Origin of the sequence: Rhodococcus jostii RHA1 (assembly GCF_000014565.1) — a bacterium.
In the GTDB taxonomy this organism is placed as follows: Bacteria; Actinomycetota; Actinomycetes; order Mycobacteriales; family Mycobacteriaceae; genus Rhodococcus_F; species Rhodococcus_F jostii_A.
Genome location: NC_008268.1, coordinates 1,370,074 through 1,395,415, shown reverse-complemented (window position 1 = coordinate 1,395,415; position 25,342 = coordinate 1,370,074). Strand labels below are relative to the sequence as shown.

The window sequence follows — 25,342 nt, the reverse complement described above, 5'->3', positions numbered from 1 at the left end:
TTCGGTACTGAGTTGTGCGATATGCACAATCCCTCGAAGGGTTCGGAAGGGCTGTCGATGCTGAGTGAGGCTCTGGCGCAACAGATCGCGAACGAGATCACCGACGTCATCGGGTTCAACGTGCTCATCACGGACGCGGCGGGCACGGTAGTCGGCAGCGGGGACGAACGTCGCATCGGCCAATTCCACGAGGCATCGATCGAGGTGATCCGTGCGCGGCGCATGATCGCGCATTCGGCAGCGGACGTCCGCGACCTCGTCGGCAGTCTGCCCGGCGTCACCATTCCGCTCGTCATCGACGGTGACGTGGTGGGCACGATCGGGCTGTCCGGCTCACCCGAGCAGGTCGAGCAATTCGGGCTCGTGGTCAAGCGGCAGACCGAAATCCTGATGCAGGAGGCCTCGCGGATCGGTACCCGGCTGACCTACGAGCGGGCTGCGGAAGAGCTGCTCCGCGACATCTGTGATTGGCATCGCTCCACGTTCACCGAGGCCCAGATCGTCCGGCGGGCAACGGGTCTGGGATACGACCTGCGCCTTCCCCGGGTCATGGTGCTGATCAGCTACGACAGTCACTCCGACGACGTCGCGGTCCAGGGGCAGCCCGTGTCGCACAGGGTCCTGCGCGCCGTGCAGGACGCCTTCGACTCCGCGACCGATCTGGTCGCGCCGCTCGCTCGGCAGGTCGTCGCGGTCACCACCGTGGTGACCGCACGGACCCCCGCGGCGGATGCGGCTCTGACGGACCGGTGCCGGAAGTATGTGTCCCTGGTCCGCGAACGGGGATGGGACACCCGCGTGGGGATCGGATCGATCGCGCACGGGGTCGAACAGCTCAATCTCTCGTCCCAGGACGCGTACGACGCGCTCCGGCTCGGCGCGGTTCTCGACCCACGCGGGCAGGTCTACGACATCGACCGGTTCCGCCTCCATCAGGCCGTCTCGGTGATACCCGCGGAAACCCGTGACAGACTGTCACGGGCGGTGCTCGGCGCGTTGGCCACCGACAACGACTGGCCGCACCTGCAGGAGACGCTGATCGCTTGGGGGGAGTGCGGGTTCAACTCCAGCCGGGCGGCGCAGCGGCTGCACGTCCACCGCAATACCCTCGCCAACCGACTCGACAAGATCGCCCGGCTCCTCGGTCGCCCGCTGGACGAACCGGGTCTGGGTATGACGCTCTACCTCGCCTGTGTGGTGGCACAGCGGGCCGGCTGAGCCTTCTGCCGGCGTGTGTGTGAACACCACCGGCGCGCCCGTCGCCGTGTCGCCGCCGATCGGCGGCGTTTTCGATGCATACTCGACACTCTCGAGTGGTTGCCGCACTGGATGCGGCAGACGAACCGGAGGAATCCCTTGAACGACCACCACGTGCAGCTCTTCTCCGAGCTGCACAGCACCGCAGGATCCCAGGCAGGCGGCGAGGATGCCGGCGAGGCGCTGCGCCCCGTCGACCCGGAGCATCGCACCGCCACCGAGGTGCACCGCGCCCTGTTCAGCGACCAGTAGCGAGGCGGACGGTAGCCCCGTCGTCGGTCGTCCGCGCGTTCATTAGACTCGACGGGTGACCAGTGCAGCTCCAGAAAATCCCCAGAACCGTGCCGATGCCCTCCCGAAGAGCTGGGACCCCAGTTCCGTCGAGGACGATCTGTATCAGGGCTGGGTAGACGCCGGTTACTTCCGTGCGGACCCGCACAGCGACAAGCCGGGCTACTCCATCGTCCTGCCGCCGCCGAACGTGACCGGCAGCCTGCACATGGGTCACGCGCTCGACCACACGTTGATGGACGCGCTGAGCCGCCGCAAGCGGATGCAGGGCTACGAGGTGCTGTGGCTGCCCGGCATGGACCACGCGGGCATCGCGACGCAGACCGTTGTCGAGAAGCAGCTCGCCGTCGACGGCAAGACGAAGGAAGACTTCGGCCGCGAGCTGTTCATCGAGAAGGTGTGGGACTGGAAGCGCGAGTCCGGTGGCACCATCGGCGGCCAGATGCGCCGCATCGGTGACAGCGTCGACTGGAGCCGCGACCGGTTCACCATGGACGACGGGCTGTCCCGCGCCGTCCAGACGATCTTCAAGCGCATGTACGACGACGGGCTGATCTACCGGGCCGAGCGTCTCGTCAACTGGTCGCCAGTGCTGCAGACGGCGATCTCCGACATCGAGGTGAAGTTCGAGGACGTCGAGGGTGAGCTGGTCTCGCTGCGGTACGGCTCCCTGAACGACGACGAGCCGCACGTCGTGGTCGCGACCACCCGTGTCGAGACGATGCTCGGTGACACCGCCGTGGCCGTCCACCCCGACGACGAGCGATACAAGCACCTGATCGGGACGACGCTCGAGCATCCCTTCACGGGGCGCGACATCCCGATCATCGCGGACGAGTACGTCGATCCCGAGTTCGGCACCGGCGCCGTCAAGATCACGCCCGCGCACGACCCCAACGACTTCGAGATGGGCCTGCGGCACAACCTGCCGATGCCGACCATCATGGACAAGACCGGCAAGATCGCCGACACGGGAACGCAATTCGACGGTCTCGACCGCTTCGAGGCGCGCGTCAAGGTGCGCGAGGCCCTCGCCGAGCAGGGTCGCGTGGTCGCGGAGAAGCGGCCCTACCTGCACAGTGTCGGGCATTCCGAGCGCACCGGTGAGTCCATCGAGCCGCGCCTGTCGCTGCAGTGGTGGGTGAAGGTCGAGTCCCTCGCGAAGGCCGCGGGTGACGCGGTGCGCAACGGCGACACGGTCATCCACCCGGCCAGCCAGGAACCGCGGTGGTTCGCGTGGGTCGACGACATGCACGACTGGTGCATCTCGCGTCAGCTGTGGTGGGGTCACCGGATCCCGATCTGGTACGGCCCCGACGGCGAGGTCGCGTGCTTCGGACCGGACGAGACCGCACCCGAGGGCTGGGTGCAGGATCCCGACGTCCTCGACACCTGGTTCTCCTCCGGGCTGTGGCCGTTCTCGACCATGGGCTGGCCCGAGAAGACGCCCGAGCTCGAGAAGTTCTATCCCACAAGTGTTCTCGTCACCGGTTACGACATCCTGTTCTTCTGGGTGGCGCGGATGATGATGTTCGGCACGTACGTGTCGGAGGACGACGCCATCGCTGGGCGGGGCGAGCGAAGCGACGGGGTGTTCAGCGAAGGCAAGTCCGGACCGCAGGTGCCGTTCGAGGACGTGTTCCTGCACGGCCTCGTCCGCGACCAGTTCGGCAAGAAGATGTCGAAGTCGCGGGGCAACGGCATCGACCCGCTCGACTGGGTCGACCGCTTCGGCGCGGATGCGCTCCGCTTCACGCTGGCCCGCGGCGCCAATCCCGGCAGCGACCTGTCCGTCGGCGAGGACCACGCGCAATCGTCGCGGAACTTCGCGACCAAGCTGTTCAACGCGACCAAGTTCGCCCTCATGAACGGGGCCGCGCCGGCGCCACTGCCCGGACGCGACCAGCTGACCGACGCCGACCGCTGGATTCTCGACCGTCTCGAGCAGGTGCGCGGGGAGGTCGACGCCGCATTCGACCGGTACGAGTTCAGCAAGGCGTGCGAGGCGCTGTTCCACTTCGCGTGGGACGAGGTCTGCGACTGGTACCTCGAGCTGGCCAAGGTGCAGTTCGCCGAGAACGACACGATCGCGGCGAACACGAGGGCCGTGCTCGGCAACGTCCTCGACGCCCTGTTGCGCCTGCTCCACCCGGTGATCCCATTCGTCACCGAGACGCTGTGGAAGGCGCTGACCGAGCGTGAGTCCGTCGTCGTGGCGCAGTGGCCGCAGTCGAGCGAGGCAGCCGCGGATGCAGTTGCGGCGCAGCGCGTCGAGGACATGCAGCGACTGGTGACCGAGGTGCGCCGGTTCCGCAGCGATCAGGGTCTCAAGCCCTCGCAGCGGGTTCCCGCACGCATCAGCGGCATCGCCGAGGCCGATCTGGACACGCAGCTCGCCGCGGTCACGTCGCTGGCGCGCCTGACGGACCCGGAGGACGGTTTCGCGGTGTCCGCGTCGGTGGAGGTGCGCCTGAGCAAGGCGACCGTCACCGTCGACCTCGACACGTCCGGCAACGTCGACCTCGGCGCCGAGAAGGCCCGGCTGGAGAAGGACCTCGCGGCCGCCCAGAAGGAACTTGCCGGTACCACCGCCAAGCTGTCCAACGAGGCGTTCCTGGCCAAGGCCCCCGACGCCGTCAAGGAGAAGATCCGTACGCGTCAGCAGATCGCGACGGAAGAAATCGAACGCATCACCAAGCGATTGAAGGAGCTGGAAGGCGCGTGACCTCGCCCGACTTCACGCCGGAGGGAGTCAGTCCTGTCGACCTCGCGGAGCTGACACTGGTCGAGGCGGAACTCGACAAGCGGTGGCCCGAGACGAAGATCGAGCCGTCCCTCACCCGGATCGCGGCCCTGATGGACGTGCTCGGTTCGCCGCAGCACGGCTATCCCGCCATCCACGTCACCGGCACCAACGGCAAGACGTCGGTGACGCGGATGATCGACGCGCTGCTCACGGCGCTGCACCGGCGCACCGGCCGCACCACCAGCCCGCACCTGCAGCTCGCCACCGAGCGCATCAGCCTCGACGGGCGCCCGGTGTCGCCCCGCCGGTACGTCGACACGTATCGGGAGATCGAGCCGTACGTGCAGATGATCGACCAGCAGTCGCAGGCGGCCGGCGGCCCCGCGATGAGCAAGTTCGAGGTGCTCACCGCGATGGCGTACGCCGCGTTCGCGGAGGCGCCCGTCGATGTCGCCGTCGTCGAGGTGGGTCTCGGCGGGCGTTGGGACGCAACCAATGTCATCGACGGCGAGATCGCGGTGATCACCCCGATCAGCCTCGATCACGCCGAGTATCTCGGCGACGACCTGGCCGGGATCGCCGAGGAGAAGGCCGGCATCATCAAGAAGGGCCGCGAGGACGCGCTCGTGCCCCGCGACGCCGTTGCGATCCTGGCCGAGCAGACACCGGAAGTGATGGAGGTGCTGCTCCGCAGGGCCGTCGAGGTGGATGCCGCGGTCGCGCGGGAGGGCTCCGAGTTCACGGTGCTCGCCCGGCAGATCGCGGTCGGGGGTCAGCAGCTCGAACTGCAGGGCCTCGGCGGGGTCTACACCGACATCTTCCTGCCCCTGCACGGGGAGCACCAGGCGCGTAACGCGTCGCTCGCGCTCGCGGCCGTGGAGGCGTTCTTCGGTGCGGGCCCGGAACGGCAGCTCGACCAGGAGGCCATCCGGGAGGCGTTCGCCTCGGTCGTCAATCCGGGCCGGCTCGAACGTGTGCGCAGCGCCCCGACCGTGTTCCTCGACGCCGCCCACAACCCGGACGGGGCGCGTGCGCTCGCCGCCGCCCTGACCGCCGAGTTCGACTTCCGCAAGCTGGTCGGCGTCGTCAGCGTGATGGGGGACAAGGACGTCGACGGCATCCTGTCGGCGCTGGAACCGGTGTTCGACGAGCTCGTCGTCACGAACAACGGTTCGGCACGGGCCATGGACGTCGACGATCTCGCCAATCTCGCGGTCGCCAAGTTCGGCGACGAACGCGTCGTCGTGGCACCCACGCTCGCGGACGCGCTGGAAACGGCCATCGGGCTGGCCGAGGAGGTCGCCGAACCCGGTGAGGCAGTATCGGGGGCGGGCGTCGTGGTCACCGGATCCGTGGTGACCGCCGGTGCGGCCCGCACCCTCTTCGGAAAGGACCCAGCGTGAGCGAGCCGGACTCGAATGCTTCGGAACCGGAGTTCGGACCGCCGACCAAGGACCCGTGGAAGGGATTCCGCGGGGTGGTCGCGGGATCTCTGATCCTGGAAGCCATCGTGGTGCTTCTCGCCCTGCCGGTCGTCGCGACGGTCGGCGGCGGACTCACCTGGTGGTCCGGAACCTACCTCGTGGGGCTCGCGGTGCTCATGATCCTCGGGGCGGGCCTGCAGGGCCGCCCCTGGGCGATGAAGTACAACCTGTTGTTGCAGGTGGGGCTGCTACTCGGGTTCTTCGTCCACGTGTCGATCGGTTCGGTCGGAGTGGTCTTCGCCATCCTGTGGGGATACCTGCTCTACTTCCGCCGGAACGTCCGCCAGAGAATGGAGCGGGGCCTGCTGCCGGGGCAGCGGGGCTGACCATTTAGGCTGTGCGCCGTGACTGAGCGCACCCTTGTACTGATCAAGCCCGATGCCGTTGCCCGCGGATATGTAGGAGAAATCCTCGGTCGTATCGAGCGGAAAGGTCTGACGATCTCCGCGCTCGACCTGCGCACCGCTCCCGGCGACATCGCAGCCGCCCACTACGCCGAGCACGAGGGCCGCCCCTTCTACCCCGGCCTGCTGGAATTCATCACGGGCGGCCCGCTCGTCGCGGCAGTCCTCGAAGGTCCCCGTGCGATCGCCGCGTTCCGTCAGCTCGCCGGGGGCACCGACCCGGTCGAGAAGGCCGTCCCAGGCACGATTCGCGGCGATTTCGGGCTCGAAGCCCAGGAGAACCTGGTACACGGCTCCGACTCGGTCGAGTCCGCCGAGCGCGAGATCGCCCTCTGGTTCCCCCACCTCGCCGCCAACTGACGTACCTCTCCACCCACCCCTCGACCCACCGACCTGCCCTCCGGGCCGGCGGCGCCATCGCGTGCGGAACATGTTCCAGACCGATACGAGCGCCGCTGGCACGGACTGAGGCACACGTGTGGGATACTGGGGGTGGTCGGACCGCAATTTGTGCACCACGCGGCTTCGACCGGATGACACCACGGCTCGATGCCCTTCATCGCTGCCCCTGCGTCAACAGGAAATACCTGGGCGTTCGGCACGCTGGATGATCAGGCGCTCGCGCCGGGGATGACGGCCATCCGCAAGGCACTACATGGGTGTGCAGTGAAAACGGACACTGCACGCGCTGTGTGGAGCGAGACCAGACAATCTCGCGCTCACATCTGGGGCGCGAGTACACATACTGCGCCCTCGCGTGGCCGCGTGACACTCCCAGACACGGGAGTGGACGCGCCCGGGGGCTGAGGAGACTACGTGGCCGATCAAGCGCCGCCCACAAATTCAGAGCCGAACGAAACGGCCACCACCGGGAGCGCGGTTCCCGCCCTTCCGGAGAAGATCCGCGTTCACGCCCTCGCGAAGTTGCTGGGCGTAACGAGCAAGCAGGTTCTCGCCGAGGCTGCGGCCCTCGGAACCGAACTGCGCAGCGCGCAGTCGAGCCTGCAACGCGACGTCGCCGAGCGGGTGCACGCAGCCTTCACCGCTGCGCAGATCGCTCCCACCGAACCACCCGCCGCGGTCGAACCGGTCGCGAAGACCCCGGCCCCAGAACCGGTCGCGGAGCCCCCCGCCGAACCCGTCGTCGAGGTCGCACCGGAACCGGTCGCGGCCGCGGACGTCGAGGAAGCAGCGGCCGAGCAGACTCCGGCTCCCGCAGTTCCCACCGAGGAAGCGGCCGCCCAGGAGCCCGTCGCGGAGGAGGCCGCGGTCGCCGAGCGCGACCTCGGACGTGACCTGTTCACCACCGCGTCCTACCAGGTCGAGGCGCCCGCCGCCGAGCCCGCCGTCGAGACCCCGCCCGCCGCCTCGCAGGTCCCGCTGTTCCTGCAGCCCGACCTCGCAGCGGTCGAGACTCCGCCGCGTCGCCGGCGCAGCCGCCGGGACGCCGGGACCCCGGAACCCACCACCGAGCAGCCGCCCGTCGCCGAAACGCGCGAGGAGGTGCCCGAGCCCGCCAAGGCCACGGACACCGGAACCGCCGACACCGAGTCGGACGAGTCCGACGTCGACGGCGATCAGCCGCGTCGTCGTCGCCGCGGCCGCCGCGGCCGTGGTCGCGGACGGGGCGAACAGCAGAACGAGCAGGACACGGACATCGACACCGAGGGTGCCGAGGCCGAGGAATCCGCGCGGGAATCCGTTCGCGAGGAGAAGGCCGCCGAGACACCGACTCGGGAGCCCGAAGAGAAGCCGAAGAAGGATTCCGAGGAGCAGCCCGCGGAGGCCGAGCAGGCCGAAGCGGAGTCCGGTGACGAAGAGACCGGTGAGGGTGACTCCGACGGATCGAGCCGTCGCCGTCGCCGCCGCCGCCGTCGCAAGTCCGGTGGCGAGGGGTCGGGAGAGGCCACGTCCGAGGACGATCCGCCGAACACCGTCGTCCACGAGCGTGAACCTCGCAACAAGAGCCGCTCGAAGGACGAGGTCCAGGGCATCACGGGGTCGACACGGCTCGAGGCGAAGCGTCAGCGTCGCCGCGACGGCCGCGATGCCGGCCGCAGGCGCCCACCGATCCTCACGGAATCGGAGTTCCTGGCCCGCCGCGAGGCCGTCGACCGAGTGATGGTGGTGCGCGACCGCATCGCCACCGGGCAACCGCACGCGACGACGCAGGTCGCCGTGCTCGAAGACGGCGTTCTCGTCGAACACTTCGTGACCACGTCGGCGTCGGCGTCGATGGTCGGCAACGTGTACCTCGGGCGCGTCCAGAACGTGCTGCCCAGCATGGAAGCCGCGTTCATCGACATCGGCCGCGGCCGCAACGGCGTGCTGTACGCGGGTGAGGTCAACTGGGAGGCTGCCGGGCTCGGTGGCAACTCCCGCAAGATCGAGCAGGCGCTCAAGCCGGGCGACCAGGTGCTGGTCCAGGTCAGCAAGGACCCGGTCGGGCACAAGGGTGCACGGCTGACGACGCAGATCAGCCTCGCGGGCCGCTTCCTCGTGTACGTGCCCGGCGGCACGTCCACCGGTATCAGCCGCAAACTGCCCGACACGGAACGCAAGCGCCTCAAGGACATCCTGCGCGACATCGTGCCCTCGGACGCCGGAGTCATCATCCGGACCGCGTCCGAGGGGGTGAGCGAGGAAGAACTCGCCCGCGACGTGAAACGTCTGCAGGACCAGTGGGCCGGGATCGAGGCTCAGGCCGCGAAGGCGGAATCCGGTAAGTCCGGCAACCCGCAGGCCCTGTACGAGGAGCCCGACCTTCTCGTGAAGGTCATCCGCGACCTGTTCAACGAGGACTTCTCCAAGCTCGTGATCGAGGGAGACAAGGCCTGGTCGACGGTCGAGTCGTACATCAGGTCCGTCGCCCCCGACCTCATGCCGAGGCTCGAGCAGCACACGTCGGACAACGGTGTCGACGTCTTCGAGGCGCACCGCATCGACGAGCAGCTGGCGAAGGCACTCGACCGCAAGGTCTGGTTGCCCTCCGGTGGCACGCTGGTGATCGACCGCACCGAGGCCATGACCGTGGTCGATGTCAACACCGGCAAGTTCACCGGCGCCGGCGGAAACCTCGAGGAGACCGTCACCCGGAACAACCTCGAGGCGGCCGAGGAGATCGTCCGGCAGATGCGCCTGCGCGACATCGGCGGCATGATCGTCGTCGACTTCATCGACATGGTGCTCGAATCGAACCGCGATCTCGTGCTGCGACGCCTGACGGAGGCCCTGGGCCGGGATCGCACCCGCCACCAGGTGTCCGAGGTCACGTCGCTGGGCCTGGTCCAGATGACGCGGAAGAAGCTGGGCACCGGGCTGGTCGAGGCGTTCTCGACGACCTGTGAGCACTGCCACGGCCGGGGCATCGTCGTCCACGCCGAGCCGATCGAGGTGAAGACCTCCGAGGACAACGGTGCGCGCGGGTCGTCCCGCGGCGGCGACTCCGGCGGCTCCCGAAAGAAGCGGGGCCGCGACAAGTCGTCCGGTGGGGAGACGTCGCAGCCTCCCGTGCACGAAGAGACCCCGACGGTGGATGCCACCGTCAAGCGGGCCCACCCGGTCGCTCTCGCGATGGCACACCACCATCACGAGGAGGAGGCCGCGCACGCACACAGCGGGCACGAGGCGGAATCCGCCGAGCAGCCCGCGGCGGCGGTTCCCGAGCCCGAGCAGCCTGTCGCCGCCGAGGCGGAGACTCCGGCGGCAGACCTGCCCGGCATCGAAGAAGCCGTGGCCGAGGCCCCGGCAGCGGTCGCTGCGGAAGCCGTCGTGGCACCCGAGGCGGAGGACACCGTCGCCGAGGAAGCGGTCGTCGAAGAAGCCGTGGCGGAAGAGACTGTGGCCGAGGAGCCGGCCGTCGAAGCCGCACCGGCCGAAGCGGCTCCGGTCGCCGAGACCTCGGAACCCGTCGTGGAGCCCGAGCCCGAGCCCCAGCCGGAGCCGGTGGCCCCGCCGCGGCGAAGGAGCCGTCGGGTGTCGAGAGCAGCGGCAGCGCCGGTGTCCGAAACCCCGAGCGCGGGGACGGTGTTCGTGATCCCGACATCGGAGACCGGCGCCGAGCACGCACCGGAGCCGGAACCGGCCATGTCGGCGTCGGCCGTGAGTGCGCCGCCGGCGTCCTCGCCTGACGGCGGGGATTCGCAGGCATCGCCGCGCAGGCCGCGTCGTCGCCGTGCCGCAGCACGTCCCGCCGGCCCGCCGGTGGACGCCGACAACTGACGAGGGACTGCGGGAAGGCAATCGGCGCCGGTTTGTACGGAACGGTTGCCTTCCTGTAACCTTGACCAGTCGCTACTCGGCGATGAAGGTCAGCTGTGCCCTCACTTGTGATGGCTGCGCGATCTCGACCGAGCTAGCCGTCACACCAGACCAGTCGCGCCCACTGTGGCGCGAGCAAGTTCGAAGAAGCAAGGGGTAGCCCTCCGATGGCAACGTACGCGATCGTCAAGACCGGCGGAAAGCAGTACAAGGTCGCTGTTGGTGACCTCGTCAAGGTCGAGAAGATCGAGGGTGAGCCCGGCACTGCTGTCTCGCTTGCTCCCGTTCTCGTCGTCGACGGATCCGATCTGACGACCGACGCCGACAAGCTGGCCAAGATCTCGGTCACGGGTGAGGTCGTCGAGCACACCAAGGGCCCGAAGATCCGGATCCACAAGTTCAAGAACAAGACCGGCTACCACAAGCGTCAGGGCCACAGGCAGAAGCTGACGGTCCTCAAGGTCACCGGCATCAAGTAGCTAGAGCTTCAGAGCTGATTTCACCCGAGGAGGGTCAAGAACATGGCACATAAGAAGGGTGCATCCAGCTCCCGTAACGGTCGCGATTCAAATGCTCAGCGGCTCGGCGTGAAGCGTTTCGGCGGCCAGTCCGTCAGCGCCGGCGAGATCCTGGTGCGTCAGCGCGGAACCCACTTCCACCCCGGCGTCAACGTCGGTCGTGGCGGCGACGACACGCTCTTCGCGCTCTCTGCCGGTGCCGTCGAGTTCGGCACCAAGCGTGGACGCAAGACCGTGAACATCGTTCCGGCGGCGGCAGAGGCCTAGTTCTGCCGCGAGTATGCATCGTCCCGTGAGGGACGTTTCAAGCTCCCAATAGGGGCGGACCTGGGTCGTGATACCCGGTCCGCCCCTATTGTTTTTTTCACGAGTGAGATCAACACAATTGACTGAGGAAGGATCCGGCAGTCATGTCCCGATTCATTGACCGCGTCGTGCTGCACGTCAGCGCCGGAAAAGGCGGCAATGGCTGCGCCTCCGTTCACCGGGAGAAGTTCAAACCGCTCGGTGGCCCGGACGGCGGCAACGGCGGGCGTGGCGGTGACGTCGTGCTCGAGGTGGACGGCAACGTCCACACCCTCCTCGACTTCCATTTCCACCCCCACGCGAAGGCCACCAACGGCAAGCAGGGGATGGGGAGCAACCGTGACGGCGCCCAGGGCGACGACCTGATTCTGAGGGTTCCCGACGGCACCGTCGTCCTCGACGAGGACGGCCGGATTCTCGCCGACCTCATCGGTGTCGGCACCCGCTTCGAGGCCGCCCAGGGTGGCCGCGGCGGACTCGGCAACGCGGCCCTGTCCTCGAAGGCGCGCAAGGCGCCGGGTTTCGCGCTCCTCGGTGAGGACGGCGTCGAGCGGGAACTGGTCCTCGAACTGAAGTCCGTGGCCGATGTCGGGCTGGTCGGGTTCCCGTCGGCGGGCAAGTCTTCGCTCGTGTCGGTGCTGTCGGCGGCGAAGCCGAAGATCGCCGACTACCCGTTCACGACTCTCGTGCCGAACCTCGGTGTGGTGTCGAGCGGCGACACCACGTTCACGGTGGCCGACGTGCCCGGGTTGATCCCCGGCGCGAGCGACGGCCGCGGGCTCGGACTGGACTTCCTGCGCCACCTCGAGCGGTGCGCCGTGCTGGCGCACGTCGTCGACTGCGCGACGCTCGACCCGGGCCGCGACCCGATCTCCGACATCGACGCACTCGAGGCGGAACTCGCCGCGTACAAGGGTGCGTTGTCCGGCGACGCCGGGCTCGGTGACCTCGCGGACCGCCCCCGCATCGTGATCCTGAACAAGGCGGACGTGCCGGAGGCGGCAGAGCTGGCCGAGATGGTCACCCCCGACCTCGAGGCCCGCGGATGGCCTGTCTTCACGATCTCGGCCGTCAGCCGAGAGGGGTTGCGTCCGTTGACGTTCGCGCTCGCGAAGCTGGTTGCGGACTACCGTGAGGCGCACCCGAAGGCCGAGCCGAAGCGTCAGGTGATCCGCCCGGTGATCTCGAACGAGAACAGCTTCAGCGTCGTCGCCGACCCCGAGATCCCCGGTGGGTTCATCGTCCGCGGCACACGGCCGGAACGCTGGGTGCGGCAGACGCAGTTCGACAACGACGAGGCCGTGGGTTACCTCGCCGACCGGCTCGCGCGGCTCGGTGTGGAAACCGAACTCGTCAAGCAGGGTGCGGAGCCGGGCGCGTCCGTCACGATCGGCAACGTGAGCTTCGACTGGGAGCCCCAGACACCGGCCGGCGTCGATCTCACCCGCACCGGTCGCGGCACCGACCCGCGTCTGGATCAGGTCGAGCGCATCGGCGCGACCGAACGCAAGCACGCGTCCAGGATCCGTCGCGGTCTCGAAGGCCTCGACCCCGAAGACCAGTGAGCGCCACCCGGCGCACGATCGCGTCGGCGGGCAGCATTGTCGTGAAGATCGGCTCGTCCGCGCTGACCAGCCTGGTCGGCGGGCTCGACGTCGGTCGACTCGACGCGCTGGCCGATGCGATCGAGGATCGGATGCGTGCCGGTTCCGACGTGGTCGTCGTGTCGTCGGGGGCCGTGGGCGCGGGTCTGGCCCCGCTGGGGCTGACCAAGCGGCCACGGGACCTGGCGACGAAGCAGGCCGCCGCGAGCGTCGGCCAGCTGGCACTGGCCCATGCCTGGGGCACGTCGTTCGCCCGGTACGGCCGCACCGTCGGGCAGGTGCTGCTCACCGCAGACGACATCGCCCGCCGCGCGCAGCACCGCAACGCGCAACGCACCCTCGACCGTCTGCGCGCGCTGCACGCGGTCGCGATCGTCAACGAGAACGACACCGTCGCCACGGCGGAGCTGCGATTCGGTGACAACGACCGGCTCGCCGCGCTCGTCGCGCACCTGGTCGGCGCCGATGCCCTGGTCCTGCTCTCGGATGTCGACGGGCTGTACGACGGCGACCCCCGCAAGGGCAATGCCACGCTGATTCCCGAGGTGAACAGCCCCGAGGATCTCGACGGGGTGGTCGCGGGCTCGGGCGGCGCTCTCGGCACCGGCGGGATGGCGTCCAAGCTGTCGGCAGCGCGCCTCGCGGCCGATGCCGGCGTGCCCGTACTGCTCGCCGCCGCCTCGGACGCCGGGGCAGCGCTGCGGGACGCCGGGGTGGGAACGGCGTTCGTGGCCCGGCCGTCCCGGTTGTCGGCGCGCAAGTTCTGGGTACGCCACGCCGCGGACGAGCAGGGGATCCTGCACATCGACGAGGGCGCTGTGCGTGCCGTCGTCACCAAGCGGCGGTCGTTGCTGCCCGCGGGGATCAGCGCGGTCTCGGGGAGGTTCTACGGCGGCGACGTCGTGTCGCTCCTCGGCCCCGACGAGCGACCCGTGGCCAGGGGAGTGGTGGCGTACGACTCGGCGGAGATCAGCGACATCCTGGGTAAGTCGACCCAGGAACTGCCCGCGGAGATGCAGCGCCCCGTCGTCCACGCGGACGATCTGGTGCCGCTCTGACGGTCACGCGGGCAGCGCGGAGGACGCGTCGAGCAGTGCGGTGAGAGCTTCCGAACAGCCGGCGTGGAGCGTGTGGGTGGCGAACTCGTCGCCCCGTGTCGTCCCCCTGTTGACGATGACGATGGGGATTCCGCGTTTGGCGGCGTGCCGGACGAACCGCAGTCCCGACATGACGGTGAGCGACGAGCCGGCCACCAGGAGCGCCTCGGCCTCGTCGACCACGTCGTAGGCGGCGGCGACCCTCGGTTTCGGAACGGATTCGCCGAAGTACACGATGTCGGGTTTGAGTAGACCGCCGCACGCCTCGCAGTCGACCATCCGGAAATGCTCGGTGCTGGTGATCACCGCGTCGGCGTCCGGTGCGATCTCCACTCCCTGTGCGGCAGCAACGGTTTCGGCGAATCCCGGGTTCGCGCGCTCGAGCCGGTCGGCGAGCGTGGCCCGCGAGATCAGGGCGCCGCACGTCAGGCACCGGACCTGGGCGTACGTGCCGTGCAGGTCGATCACCCGGCGACTGCCGGCCTTGGTGTGCAGCAGGTCGACGTTCTGGGTGATGACGCCACTCACGGCACCCGCCCGCTCGAGCCCCGCCAGGGCGCGGTGGCCGGTGTTGGGCCGGGCGGCGTCCATGTGCCGCCAGCCGAGGTGGTTCCGCGCCCAGTAGTGGCGGCGGAAATCGGGATCACCGGTGAACTGCTGGTACGTCATGGGATTGCGCGGTGGCGAGTCCGGACCCCGGTAATCGGGGATCCCGGAATCCGTCGAGATGCCGGCGCCGGTGATCACACACAGGCGCCGGCCACCGAGTACGTCGATCAGTCGGGCGAACACGCACTCCAGGGTAGCGCCGGCTCAGTACCCGACGACAGGATCGATCAGAGCGGTGAGATTCTCACCGGCGACGAAGCGGGTGACGTTCAGCGCCACGTGCTCGGCGAACGCCGGGGGGCGCACCGACGGCGGGTTGGAATCGTGGGGGGTGATGATCACATTGGGAAGGTCCCACAGCGGGTGGCCGTCGGGAAGAGGCTCGGGATCGGTGACGTCGAGTCCCGCTCCGCCGATCGTGTTGTCCCGCAGCGCTTTCACCAGTGCATTGGTGTGGACGAGCGAGCCGCGCGCGACGTTGATCACCCACGCGGTCGGCTTCATCTGCGCGAATTCCGCCGCCCCGACCAGATGGTGCGTGGCGTCGGTGGCGGGAGCCCCGATCACGAAGTGGTCCGCGCGCGCCCACACCTCGCCCAGGCGGGTGGTGGGGAGCGTCTCGATCGCGCCCGGCACCGGGCTGCCGGAGCGATTGACCGCGATGACGTCGGCCCCGACACCCGCGAGCATCGGGATCAGCGCCCGGCCGATTCCGCCGGCACCCACGATGGCCACCGTGGTGCCCCGCAGGGTGCCGATCTTCGAATAGAACTCCTGCTGCCGCCAGGTCTTCGCCTCGAGGTGCTCCGGTAGTGCCCGCACCCCGGCCAGCAGCAGCGTCAGGGCGTGCTCGGCGACGGTGGCGGCGAACGCGCCCGCCGCCGACGTCCACAGCACGGCGGTGTCGGGTCTGATGACCTTCGCGGCCAACCACTCCTCGACACCCGCGGAGTTCAACTGCACCCAGCGGATGTTCTCGGGAAGCGGGTCCGGGAACCCGATCGGGCCCGTGGTCCAGACCAGGGCGTCCGCGGAGTCGAGGGGTGCCACACGGGCACCGCCCCGGCGCACCGCATCCTCGAGGAGCGGGTCCGGGGCGGGTCCGATGGCTATAGCTGGAACAGCAGCGTCGTCGGCCATGGGGTCGAACTTACGCGGGAACCTCGACCAACGGGTAGACACCGTTTTCGTCGTGGACCTCACGCCCGGTGACGGGCGGGTTGAACACGCACAGCATCCGCATTTCGGTCTCGGGCTCGACGCGGTGACGCTCGTGACCGTTGAGCAGGTACATCGAACCGGGGCCGAGTTCGTAGACCTTGTCGTTGTCGAGGTCGATCAACTTGCCGGTTCCCTCGACGAGCCACACGGCCTCGACATGGTTGGCGTAGTGGAACTCGTTGACCGAGCCCGCTTTGATCGTGGTCTCGTGGAACGAGAAACCCACTTTGTCGCCGCCGAGGATGATGCGCTTGCTGCGCCAGTTTCCGTCCTCGCTGGTGATGTCGCGGTCGGTGTCGGTGATTTCTGCGGTGGTGCGAACGATCATGTGAATGTCAGTCCTCTCTCTAGCTGCAAACCTTGCCGGTGGCGTCGGCGAGAATGGCGAGTCCGTGGTCCAGTTCCTCGTCGGTGATGGTGAGCGCCGGCAGGAGCTTGACCACCTCGTCGGACGGTCCGGACGTCTCGGCGAGCAGGCCCTCGTCGAAGGCGAGTTTGCAGACCTTGCCCGCGTTCTCCGGCTCGTCGAACACGAGACCCTGGACGAGGCCGCGACCGCGGGTGGAGACGGAGCCGTCGAACTGGTTCGCCAAATCGGTGAATGCCTGGTGAATTTTCTCGCCCTTGGTCAGCGTCGACTTGTGAAGGGTGTCGTCGGACCAGTAGTGGTCGAGGGCCACCTTCGACGTGACGAACGCCGGGTTGTTACCGCGGAACGTGCCGTTGTGCTCGCCCGGGCCCCACACGTCGAGCTCACGCTTGAACAGCGTCAGCGCCATCGGGAGGCCGTAGCCGCTGATCGACTTCGACAGGCAGACGATGTCCGGGGTGATGCCGGCGACCTCGAAGGAGAAGAACGGCCCGGTGCGTCCGCAGCCCATCTGGACGTCATCGACGATCAGCAGGATCTCGCGCTCGGCGCACAGGTCCGCGAGGGCGCGCAGCCACTCGGCGCGGGCGACATTGACGCCGCCCTCACCCTGCACGGTCTCGACGATCACGGCGGCCGGACGGTTCAGGCCACTGCCCGAGTCGTCGAGCACGCGGCGGAACCAGTGGAAGTCCTCGGTGACTCCGTCGAAGTAGTTGTCGAACGGCATCGGGGTGGCGTGCACCAGTGGGATTCCGGCGCCGGCGCGCTTCATCGAGTTACCGGTGACCGACAGGGCACCGAGCGTCATTCCGTGGAAAGCGTTGGTGAAGTTGATGATCGACGAACGACCCGTCACCTTGCGCGCCAGTTTCAGTGCGGCCTCTACCGTGTTGGTGCCGGTGGGTCCGGGGAACTGGACCTTGTAGTCGAGACCCCGGGGTTTCAGGATCTTGTCCTGGAACGTCTGGAGCAGGTCGCGTTTGGCCACGGTCGACATGTCGAGACCGTGCGTGATGCCGTCGCTGACGATGTAGTCGACGAGCGCCGATTTCAGTACCGGGTTGTTGTGGCCGTAGTTCAGCGAACCGGCACCGGCGAAGAAGTCGAGGTAGTCGCGACCGTTCTCGTCGCGGATCCACGATCCGGACGCCGACTCGAAGACGGCGGGCCAGCCGCGGCTGTAGCTGCGAACCTCGGATTCGAGGTTGTCGAAGATGTTCGTATCGAAGTTAGTCATGTTGCTGCATTCCTCCGGGGCATGCTCTTAGCCGATCGTGTACAGATCTTCGGCTTCGTGTCCATCGGGAAAATCGTTAGGGGAGAACAGTTCTTGCTTGTTGATCGCCGTATCTCGGCGACGCGCCAATGCTGTGAACAGCGCGATCGAGGCCTCGTTGTCGGGGCTGATCGTCGTTTCGAGATGGGTAATCCCTTCGGGCGCGAGTCGATCGAGCAGCGCGCTCAGCATGCGACCTGCAATTCCCTTGCCGCGCTGGTCTGCGTCTACGGCGACTTGCCAGACGAACAGCGTCGCTGGGGATTCGGGGCGGATGAAGCCCGATACGAATCCCACGACGCGCTCGTCGACGACTGCGACGACCGACGAACGGCTGAAATCTCTACACCACAACAGGTATGCGTAGCTCGAATTGAGATCGAGCACTTCCGTGTTCCTGGCGATCTCCCAGAGCCGGACTCCGTCAGTGATCTCTGGACTTCTGAACAACACCGCGTCCGGCGCGGTGGTCGGGATGGCACTCTTCTGAACAGGCGTCATTGGAAATTCGAACCTAACAACCATCCCCTTCGATTTCACGTGCCTCGCGAAATTGGACAGTTCAGGTGGCAGAGCCTTGCAGGTGAGACGTGCAAAGTGATGCTCATCACATTATGTAACTTTTGGGTGAACCGCAAGCGACACACTTCGCCTATTTGAGACTCGCGAGCGCGAAAGGGAGGACCGACGCGGCACCCGCCGCGCGGAGCGTCCTGGCGGCCATCGTGAGGGTCCAGCCGGTGTCCGTGAGGGTGTCGACGAGCAACACCGGTCCGGCGCCGGCAGGAAGGTCAGGGGCCTCCCAGGCGTCGACCAGCCCGGCCACCCGGTAGGCGGAGTTGGCCGCGGACACCGGCGGATGCTCCGGGCGCAGCCGCAGAACTCCCAGGTCGGTGAGTCGTCCGACAGCGGCGAGCTGCCCCGCGATCGACGCCGACAGAAGGGGATGGGTGGCGGACTCGACCGCCATGACGGCGGTGGGCCGCTCGGCCCAGTCCCAGGAGGCCAGCACCTGGATGCAGGCCTTCAGGACGGCCTCGGGCGCAGGTCCGTCCGGTTCGTCGAGCAGGGAACGCAGCCGCTGACCCCAGCCCAGGTCGGACAGCCGGCCCAGGACGCGGCCCGGTTCGGGGCCGTCCGTGATCTTCCCGGACAGCGCCACGCCGAGCTTCGCGAGGCCCGTAGGCCACTGTTTGCGGGGCGCGAGGTCCACGCCTGGCCGCTCGAGACGCGTCCTGGTCTGTTGCACCGCCTCGGCGTCCACGGTCGCGTCGTGGCGCACTCCGGTGCAGTTGTCGCACCGGCCGCAGTCCGAGGTTCCCGCCGCCAGACCCGGGTCGTCGAGCTGCTCGCGCAGGAACGCCATCCGGCACGTGCTGATCCGCTGGTAGTCGATCATCGCCTGCTGCTCGGACTCGCGGGCGCGCTCGAGCCGCTCGTAGCGGTCGGCGTCGTACGTCCAGGGCTCCCCGGTGCCCACCCAGCCGCCGCGCACCCGGCGGACGGCACCGTCCACGTCGAGGACCTTCAACACCATCTCCAGCCGGGTGCGGCCCAGCTCCACCAGTGGCTCGAGCGCCTGCGTGGACTGCGGCCGGTCGGTGTCGAGGACCTCGATCACCCGGCGCACCACGTGCTCGCGGGGGAACGCCACGGACGCGAAATAACTCCAGATCTGCTTGTCCTCGGATCCGGGCAGCAGGATGACCTCGGCGCGGTCTGTGGACCGTCCCGCGCGCCCGACCTGCTGGTAATAGGAGATGGGGGACGAGGGCGCACCGAGGTGCACGACGAACCCCAGGTCGGGCTTGTCGAACCCCATGCCGAGCGCGGACGTCGCGACGAGGGCCTTGACGCGGTTGCCGAGCAGGTCCTGCTCGAGGGTCTCGCGCTCGGCGGCGTCGGTTTGCCCGGTGTACGCGGCGACCGTGTGGCCCTGCTCGGACAGCAGGCTCGCCAGATCCCGCGCCGCCGACACGGTGAGTGCGTAGATGATGCCCGAGCCGGGCAGGCTGTCGAGCTTCTGGGCGAGCCACGCCGCCCGGGCGGTGGCCTCCGGAATCTGCACGACCGACAGGTGCAGCGACTCCCGTTCGAGGCCACCGCGGAGGACGAGAGTTTCGGCGCCGCCCACTCCGAGCTGCGTGGAGACGTCGGAGACGACGCGGTCGTTCGCCGTGGCCGTGGTGGCCAGCACGGGGATGCCCTCGCCCAGTTCGGCGATCAGAGTGCGGATCCGCCGGTAGTCGGGGCGGAAGTCGTGACCCCAGTCCGACACGCAGTGCGCCTCGTCGACCACGACGAGGCCCGCGTCGGCGGCGAGGGAGGGGAGGACCTGGTCGCGGAAGTCGGGATTGTTGAGACGCTCGGGGCTGACCAGCAGAACGTCCAGCTCGTTGTCGGCGACCCGGGCGTGGATGTCGTCCCATTCGGTGACGTTTCCCGAGTTGATGGTGGCGGCGCGCACGCCCGCCCGCTCGGCGGAGGCCACCTGGTTCCGCATGAGTGCCAAGAGCGGCGACACGATGACCGTGGGACCGTGCCCGTGCGCCCGCAGGAGCTTCGCGGCGATGAAGTAGACCGCCGACTTGCCCCAGCCCGTCCGCTGGACGACCAGCGCCCGTCTGCGGCCCACCACGAGCGCCTCGATCGCCGTCCACTGGTCGTCGCGGAGGGTGGCGTGCTCGCCTGCCAGCTCGCGGAGCAGCCGTTCGGCCTCGTCACGGAGTGCGGGTTCGGTGGCGGTCGTCATGCCCCCATGGTGCACGACACGGGTGACACGCAGGATCCGGGCGACCGCGGGAGCTCGCTCAGCCGGGCAGCGCCGCCTCGATCTCGGCAAGGGTGGGCGACGAGGTGGAGGCGCCCCGGCGGGTGGTGGCGAGCGCGCCCGCCGTGCACGCGAACGGGACGGCGATCGCGGGCCCGCGTCGCCACGAGACGGCCAGTGCGCCGGCGAACGCGTCGCCCGCCCCGGTCGTGTCGACCACCTCGACCTCGGAGGAGTCGGCGTGGAGCGTTGTGCCGTCGCTGCCCGCGTAGTCCGCGCCCGACGACCCCAGCGTGGTCACGACGTGGGAGATGGCGCCGGTGACCTCGGCGCCGAGTTGCGCAGCCTCGGTCTGATTGACGAGGAGCACGTCGACCAGCTTGACGAGTTCGTCCGGAAGTGCCTGCGCCGGTGAGGGATTCAACATCACGACGGTGCCGTGTGCCGTGGCGTGCGCCGCCGCGGCCAGCACGGTGCGCAGGGGTATCTCGAGTTGGCAGAGCAGGACGTCCGCATCCGCGACGGCCGCGAGTTCGGTGGGTGTCAGGTCTGCCACGGTGCTGTTGGCACCTGGAACCACCACGATGCTGTTCTCGCCGGCGGCGTCGACGGTGATCGCCGCGATCCCGCTCGGCCCGTCCACTTCGCGCAGGTACCGCGTGTCGACCTCGGCGTCCACGAGGGCCTGCCGCAGGTCGAGAGCGAACACGTCGGAGCCGACGGCGCCGATGAACGTCACGTCGCCGCCGGCCCGCGCCGCGGCGATCGCCTGGTTGGCGCCCTTGCCGCCGGGGGTGGCGGCAAAGGCGGTGCCCAGGATCGTCTCTCCCGGCGCGGGCAACCGCTCGGTCGCCGTGAGCAGGTCCATGTTGATGCTGCCGACCACGGCGACCCTGGGAGCGGACATATCCCGAGACTAACCCGCGTCGGCGGCCGCCGTCTCCTGTGCGGGCGTCGCGGATGCGTCGCCCTTGGTGCGGCGGAGACGCTTCAGGATGCGGCGGGCCTCGGCGTCCGTGGCCACGGCGGGCGGCGAACCCTCCAGCGGCTTCCGGGCAGTCTCGGAGATGAGCAGAACCGCGATACCGCCGATGACGGCCGCGACCATCATGTACATCGGCGCGACGAGGTCGCTGCCCGTCGCATCCTGCAACGCCGTGAGGACGAGGGGTGTGGTGCCACCGAAGATCGACACCGCGAGGTTGTATCCGATCGCGAGCCCGCCGTAGCGGATTCCGGTGGGGAACAGCGCGGGAAGGACGGACGGGAAGACGCCGACGAACAGCAGCAGGAGACCGCCGAGCATCGCGAGGCCGAGGAAGACGGTGAAGTAGTGGCCGACACCGATCAGCAGGTACGCGGGCAGCGACAGTGCGAAGAATCCGACGAAACCGGCCAGCAGCAACGGTTTACGACCGACCCGGTCGGACAGCTTTCCGACGAAGCTGATGCACACCATCATGATGAGCATCACGATGATCATGAGGACGAGGCCATGCGACTCGTCGTAGCCGAGCGTGTTCGACAGGTACGTCGGCATGTAACTGAGCAGACCGTAGTGCGCGATGTTGTACGTGGCGACCAGGATCACGCACAGCACCAGCGGACGCCAGTTCTCCACCAGGGTCTCGCGCAGTTTGCGTCCCGTGGATTCGTCTGCGAGCGAGCGCTCTTCGGCCTGTTCCATCTGCTGGAACGCAGGCGTCTCCTCGAGCCGTAGCCGGAGGTAGAGGCCGATCAGGCCCAGCGGACCGGCGAGCAGGAACGGAATTCGCCACGCCCAGTCCACCAGAGCGTCGGCGCTGACCACGGTGCTGATGACGGTGACCAGGCCCGCGGCCGCGACATACCCAGCGAGGGTTCCGAATTCGAGGAAGCTCGAGAAGAAGCCGCGGCGCTTGTCCGGCGCGTACTCGGCGACGAACGTGCTGGCGCCGCCGTACTCGCCGCCCGTCGAGAACCCCTGCACGAGCCGGAACAGCACCAGCAGAATCGGCGCCGCGAGCCCGATGGATCCGTAACTCGGGATCAGACCGATGGCGAACGTGCTGCCCGCCATCAGGATGATCGTGGTGGCGAGCACCTTCTTGCGACCGATCCGGTCACCGAGCGGACCGAAGAACAGTCCACCGAGGGGACGGACGATGAACGCCGCGGCGAAGATCGCGAACGTCGACAGCAGCTGTGCGGTACCACTGGCCTCGGGAAAGAACACCTTGCCGATGGTGGTCGCGAGGTAGGCGTAGACGCCGAAGTCGAACCACTCCATGGCGTTACCGAGCATGGTGGCCTTGACGGCCCGTTTGACGGAGGCCTCGTCGGTGACCGTGACATCAGGTGATTCGGCCACCTCGGCCGACGTGATCGAGTGATCTGGTGCATTCATGTCGTGCGCTCCCCAGCGCAGTTATCACCCGCGCGGGGCACGTACCTGACGCACGCATCTTTTCGTCGCCCGCACGGCGATTGCTGATCGGGTTCGGCAACCCACGGCCCTTCGGCGCGATGCGGCCCCCGCCGATCGGCTCTGGCTCGTGGCTCGGTCCCGCCCCACCGTCCGGGGTGCGGGACTACCAGCTGTAAGAGCGATTACCGTAGCAAAGGATGCGGGGGCTTGTCGGCCCGAGCCTCAGTACGCCCGGGCGTACTGCGCCGGAATCTGCGGCGTCACCTGGGCATTCAATGCCAGTGCGGCTTTTCGTGGCCAGTACGGGTCGCGCAGCAGTTCGCGCCCGAGGAACACGGCGACGGCTTCTCCCGACTCCACGATCCGCTCGGCCTGCTCCGGCTCGGTGATGAGCCCGACGGCGGCGGCCGGGACCGTGGTCTCGTTCTGGATGCGACGGGCGAACGGGACCTGGTAGCCGGGCCCGATCGGGATCCGGGCGGAGGCGACGCCGCCGCTGGAGACGTCGACCAGGTCGACGCCGAGGTCGGCGAGGGCCTGCACGAGGGAGACCGTCTGATCCGGCGTCCAGCTGTCCGCGTCGAGGCCGGGCTCCTCGGACAGCCAGTCGGTGGCCGAGACCCGGACGAAGACGGGCAACTCGGCCGGCCACACCCCGCGTACCGCCTCGACGACCTCGAGCAGCAGGCGAACACGGCCGGTGAAGCTGCCGCCGTACTCGTCGGTGCGGTGATTGCTGACCGGTGACAGGAACTGGTGCAGCAGATAGCCGTGTGCCGCATGGATTTCCACAACCTTGAAACCGGCCCGCGACGCCCGCTCGGCGGCGGCCGCGAAATCGGTGACCACCTTCCGGATGTCGTCGGTCGTCGCCGCGGCCGGCGGGGTGTGGTCGCCGAAACCGATCGCGCTCGGTGCCACCGTCTGCCAGGACAGCCGATCGTCGCCGGCGAGGCTCCCGCCCCCGCGCCACGGCACGTGCGCGGAGCCCTTGCGCCCGGCGTGACCGAGCTGGATGCCCGGGACCGCGCCGAAGTACTCGAGTTGGGCGTTGATCTCCGCGAAGGCCTCGGTCTGGGTGTCGTTCCAGATGCCGAGGTCGGCGGGGCTGATGCGGCCCTCCGGGCTGACGGCCGTCGCCTCGGTGAGGATCAGCCCGGCACCGCCGATGGCGCGCGTCACGAGGTGCGTCCGGTGCCAGTCGCCCGGCACCCCCACGTCGCGGCCCGTCACGTCGGCCGAGTACTGGCACATCGGCGCCATCCACACCCGGTTGGGGACGGTGACTCCGCGGAAGGTGATGGGTTCGAACAACACGCTCACTACAGCACTCCTGCCTCTGATGGTCTCGACCAGTCGCAACCTGCCCGGGGGATGAAATCATTCCCGCGCCCCGGTATATAGGCTGTCTTCATGACTGCAGTGACCTCCACCTCGTCGGCCGGTGCCACGGTGGACACCCGTGAAGCCGTCCACGCAGCGGCCCGTCGCGCCCGTACCGCGTCGCGGGTCCTCGCGCTGCTCACCACCGCGCAGAAGGATGCAGCGCTGCATGCGGCAGCCGATGCCGTGCTCGCCGCCTCCGCCGACATCCTCGCCGCCAACGCGGCCGACATCGAGACGGCCAGGGCGTCGGGCACCGAGGACTCCCTGCTCGACCGCCTGCGGCTGACGCCGGAGCGCATCGAGGGGATCGCGTCCGGGCTGCGCCAGGTGGCCGGTCTGCCCGACCCGGTCGGTGAAGTGGTGCGCGGCTCGACCCTCCCCAACGGTCTCGAACTCCGTCAGCTGCGGGTACCGCTCGGGGTCGTGGGGATGGTGTACGAGGCCCGCCCCAACGTCACCGTCGACGCGTTCGGGCTGGCACTCAAGTCCGGCAACGCGGCCCTGCTGCGCGGCTCCTCGTCCGCGGCGAAGTCGAACGCGGCGCTGGTCGTGGCGTTGCGGACGTCGCTGGCGGCGCAGCAGCTGCCGGAGGACGCGGTGCAGTTGCTACCGAGCGACGACCGCTCCAGCGTGACGCACCTGATCCAGGCCCGCGGACTGGTGGACGTCGTCATTCCCCGCGGCGGCGCAGGCCTGATCAGCGCCGTGGTGCGCGATGCGACCGTCCCGACCATCGAGACGGGCGTCGGCAACTGCCACGTCTACGTCCACTCTGCCGCCGACCTGGAGATGGCCGAACGAATCCTGCTCAACTCCAAGACGCGGCGACCGAGTGTCTGCAACACCGCCGAGACGGTGCTGATCGACGCCGCGATCGCCGAGACAGCGGTGCCGAAGCTGCTGCAGGCCCTGCAGACGCACAGCGTGACGGTCCACGGGGATCTGCCGGGTCTGGTGCCCGCGACCGAGTCGGACTGGTCGGAGGAGTACCTCACCCTGGACGTGGCGCTCAAGGTGGTCGACGATCTGAACGCCGCGGTCGAGCACATCGACCGCTACGGGACCGGCCACACCGAGGCCATCGTGACCTCCGACCTCGCGGCCGCCCGCGAGTTCACCGCCCGGGTCGACGCGGCCGCCGTCATGGTCAACGCGTCCACCGCCTTCACCGACGGTGAGCAGTTCGGATTCGGCGCCGAGATCGGGATCTCCACGCAGAAGCTGCACGCGCGCGGCCCGATGGGGCTCCCCGAACTGACGTCCACCAAGTGGATCGTCTGGGGTGACGGGCACACCCGCCCCGTCTAGACGTTTCGCCCACCCCCTTTCCCTC

Annotated in this window: 21 protein-coding genes; 12 read left to right on the top strand and 9 right to left on the bottom strand. The window is 68.6% G+C overall.

Going from position 1 to position 25,342, the window contains the following annotated elements:
- Positions 1-21: 21 nt before the first annotated feature.
- The 11 genes from RHA1_RS06395 (at position 22) to proB (ending at position 13,928) form a co-directional block, all read left to right on the top strand.
- The gene (locus tag RHA1_RS06395) at positions 22-1,218 is read left to right on the top strand and encodes a CdaR family transcriptional regulator (protein WP_009474027.1); all 1,197 of its coding nucleotides are present in this window, start codon (positions 22-24) and stop codon (positions 1,216-1,218) included.
- Between the two features lie 138 nt (positions 1,219-1,356).
- Complete coding sequence (locus RHA1_RS51625; protein WP_009474026.1) at positions 1,357-1,509, top strand: hypothetical protein; 153 nt, start codon at positions 1,357-1,359, stop codon at positions 1,507-1,509.
- A 55-nt stretch (positions 1,510-1,564) separates the two neighbouring features.
- The gene (locus RHA1_RS06385) at positions 1,565-4,273 is read left to right on the top strand and encodes a valine--tRNA ligase (RefSeq protein WP_011594376.1); all 2,709 of its coding nucleotides are present in this window, start codon (positions 1,565-1,567) and stop codon (positions 4,271-4,273) included.
- Positions 4,270-5,697: a bifunctional tetrahydrofolate synthase/dihydrofolate synthase gene (gene folC / locus RHA1_RS06380; RefSeq protein WP_011594375.1), complete on the top strand. Its 1,428-nt coding sequence runs from the start codon at positions 4,270-4,272 to the stop codon at positions 5,695-5,697. The genes RHA1_RS06385 and folC overlap by 4 nt, the downstream gene beginning before the upstream one ends.
- Positions 5,694-6,104, top strand: a complete 411-nt coding sequence (locus RHA1_RS06375) for a DUF4233 domain-containing protein (RefSeq protein WP_009474023.1) — start codon at positions 5,694-5,696, stop codon at positions 6,102-6,104. The genes folC and RHA1_RS06375 overlap by 4 nt, the downstream gene beginning before the upstream one ends.
- 18 nt (positions 6,105-6,122) lie before the next feature.
- Entirely contained in the window at positions 6,123-6,542 is a 420-nt protein-coding gene (ndk, locus tag RHA1_RS06370) for a nucleoside-diphosphate kinase (protein WP_005248085.1), read from the top strand.
- A 456-nt stretch (positions 6,543-6,998) separates the two neighbouring features.
- Positions 6,999-10,403, top strand: a complete 3,405-nt coding sequence (locus RHA1_RS06365) for a translation initiation factor IF-2 N-terminal domain-containing protein (protein WP_011594374.1) — start codon at positions 6,999-7,001, stop codon at positions 10,401-10,403.
- A gap of 206 nt (positions 10,404-10,609) precedes the next feature.
- Entirely contained in the window at positions 10,610-10,921 is a 312-nt protein-coding gene (rplU, locus tag RHA1_RS06360; RefSeq protein WP_005248081.1) for a 50S ribosomal protein L21, read from the top strand.
- 42 nt (positions 10,922-10,963) lie between these two features.
- Positions 10,964-11,227, top strand: coding sequence for a 50S ribosomal protein L27 (rpmA, locus tag RHA1_RS06355; protein WP_005248077.1), 264 nt, complete (start codon positions 10,964-10,966; stop codon positions 11,225-11,227).
- 143 nt (positions 11,228-11,370) lie between these two features.
- Complete coding sequence (obgE, locus tag RHA1_RS06350; protein ID WP_009474019.1) at positions 11,371-12,831, top strand: GTPase ObgE; 1,461 nt, start codon at positions 11,371-11,373, stop codon at positions 12,829-12,831.
- Entirely contained in the window at positions 12,828-13,928 is a 1,101-nt protein-coding gene (gene proB, locus RHA1_RS06345; RefSeq protein ID WP_011594373.1) for a glutamate 5-kinase, read from the top strand. Before obgE ends, proB begins: the two co-directional genes overlap by 4 nt.
- 3 nt (positions 13,929-13,931) lie before the next feature.
- Here the strand turns inward: proB and RHA1_RS06340 are convergent, their stop codons facing one another.
- From RHA1_RS06340 to RHA1_RS06300, 9 genes are all read right to left on the bottom strand, one after another.
- Positions 13,932-14,759, bottom strand: coding sequence for an NAD-dependent protein deacetylase (locus RHA1_RS06340; RefSeq protein WP_011594372.1), 828 nt, complete (start codon positions 14,757-14,759; stop codon positions 13,932-13,934).
- Positions 14,760-14,780: 21 nt separating this feature from the next.
- Positions 14,781-15,716, bottom strand: a complete 936-nt coding sequence (locus RHA1_RS06335) for a D-isomer specific 2-hydroxyacid dehydrogenase family protein (protein WP_011594371.1) — start codon at positions 15,714-15,716, stop codon at positions 14,781-14,783.
- A gap of 10 nt (positions 15,717-15,726) precedes the next feature.
- Entirely contained in the window at positions 15,727-16,125 is a 399-nt protein-coding gene (locus RHA1_RS06330) for an ectoine synthase (RefSeq protein ID WP_009474015.1), read from the bottom strand.
- Positions 16,126-16,144: 19 nt separating this feature from the next.
- Complete coding sequence (gene ectB / locus RHA1_RS06325) at positions 16,145-17,407, bottom strand: diaminobutyrate--2-oxoglutarate transaminase (protein ID WP_009474014.1); 1,263 nt, start codon at positions 17,405-17,407, stop codon at positions 16,145-16,147.
- 27 nt (positions 17,408-17,434) lie between these two features.
- On the bottom strand, positions 17,435-17,947 hold the full coding sequence (ectA, locus tag RHA1_RS06320) for a diaminobutyrate acetyltransferase (RefSeq protein ID WP_009474013.1): 513 nt from the start codon (positions 17,945-17,947) through the stop codon (positions 17,435-17,437).
- Between the two features lie 151 nt (positions 17,948-18,098).
- Positions 18,099-20,198, bottom strand: a complete 2,100-nt coding sequence (locus tag RHA1_RS06315) for a RecQ family ATP-dependent DNA helicase (protein ID WP_011594370.1) — start codon at positions 20,196-20,198, stop codon at positions 18,099-18,101.
- A gap of 58 nt (positions 20,199-20,256) precedes the next feature.
- Positions 20,257-21,123: a ribokinase gene (locus tag RHA1_RS06310; RefSeq protein ID WP_011594369.1), complete on the bottom strand. Its 867-nt coding sequence runs from the start codon at positions 21,121-21,123 to the stop codon at positions 20,257-20,259.
- Between the two features lie 9 nt (positions 21,124-21,132).
- The gene (locus tag RHA1_RS06305; protein WP_011594368.1) at positions 21,133-22,602 is read right to left on the bottom strand and encodes an MFS transporter; all 1,470 of its coding nucleotides are present in this window, start codon (positions 22,600-22,602) and stop codon (positions 21,133-21,135) included.
- A gap of 243 nt (positions 22,603-22,845) precedes the next feature.
- Positions 22,846-23,946 (bottom strand): NADH:flavin oxidoreductase/NADH oxidase, encoded by a 1,101-nt coding sequence (locus RHA1_RS06300; protein ID WP_011594367.1) that lies wholly within the window; start codon positions 23,944-23,946, stop codon positions 22,846-22,848.
- A gap of 90 nt (positions 23,947-24,036) precedes the next feature.
- Here RHA1_RS06300 and RHA1_RS06295 point away from each other — a divergent pair, with 90 nt between their 5' ends.
- Entirely contained in the window at positions 24,037-25,317 is a 1,281-nt protein-coding gene (locus tag RHA1_RS06295) for a glutamate-5-semialdehyde dehydrogenase (RefSeq protein ID WP_041811161.1), read from the top strand.
- Positions 25,318-25,342 lie beyond the last annotated feature (25 nt).

Coding starts and splice junctions, on each gene's coding strand:
- RHA1_RS06335 (WP_011594371.1), bottom strand. CDS start 15,716: ATGGCCGACGACGCTGCTGTTCCAGCTATAGCCATCGGACCCGCCCCG.
- rplU (WP_005248081.1), top strand. CDS start 10,610: ATGGCAACGTACGCGATCGTCAAGACCGGCGGAAAGCAGTACAAGGTC.
- RHA1_RS06395 (WP_009474027.1), top strand. CDS start 22: ATGCACAATCCCTCGAAGGGTTCGGAAGGGCTGTCGATGCTGAGTGAG.
- RHA1_RS06305 (WP_011594368.1), bottom strand. CDS start 22,602: ATGAATGCACCAGATCACTCGATCACGTCGGCCGAGGTGGCCGAATCA.
- RHA1_RS06330 (WP_009474015.1), bottom strand. CDS start 16,125: ATGATCGTTCGCACCACCGCAGAAATCACCGACACCGACCGCGACATC.
- RHA1_RS06315 (WP_011594370.1), bottom strand. CDS start 20,198: ATGACGACCGCCACCGAACCCGCACTCCGTGACGAGGCCGAACGGCTG.
- RHA1_RS06295 (WP_041811161.1), top strand. CDS start 24,037: ATGACTGCAGTGACCTCCACCTCGTCGGCCGGTGCCACGGTGGACACC.
- rpmA (WP_005248077.1), top strand. CDS start 10,964: ATGGCACATAAGAAGGGTGCATCCAGCTCCCGTAACGGTCGCGATTCA.
- ectA (WP_009474013.1), bottom strand. CDS start 17,947: ATGACGCCTGTTCAGAAGAGTGCCATCCCGACCACCGCGCCGGACGCG.
- ectB (WP_009474014.1), bottom strand. CDS start 17,407: ATGACTAACTTCGATACGAACATCTTCGACAACCTCGAATCCGAGGTT.
- RHA1_RS06310 (WP_011594369.1), bottom strand. CDS start 21,123: ATGTCCGCTCCCAGGGTCGCCGTGGTCGGCAGCATCAACATGGACCTG.
- obgE (WP_009474019.1), top strand. CDS start 11,371: ATGTCCCGATTCATTGACCGCGTCGTGCTGCACGTCAGCGCCGGAAAA.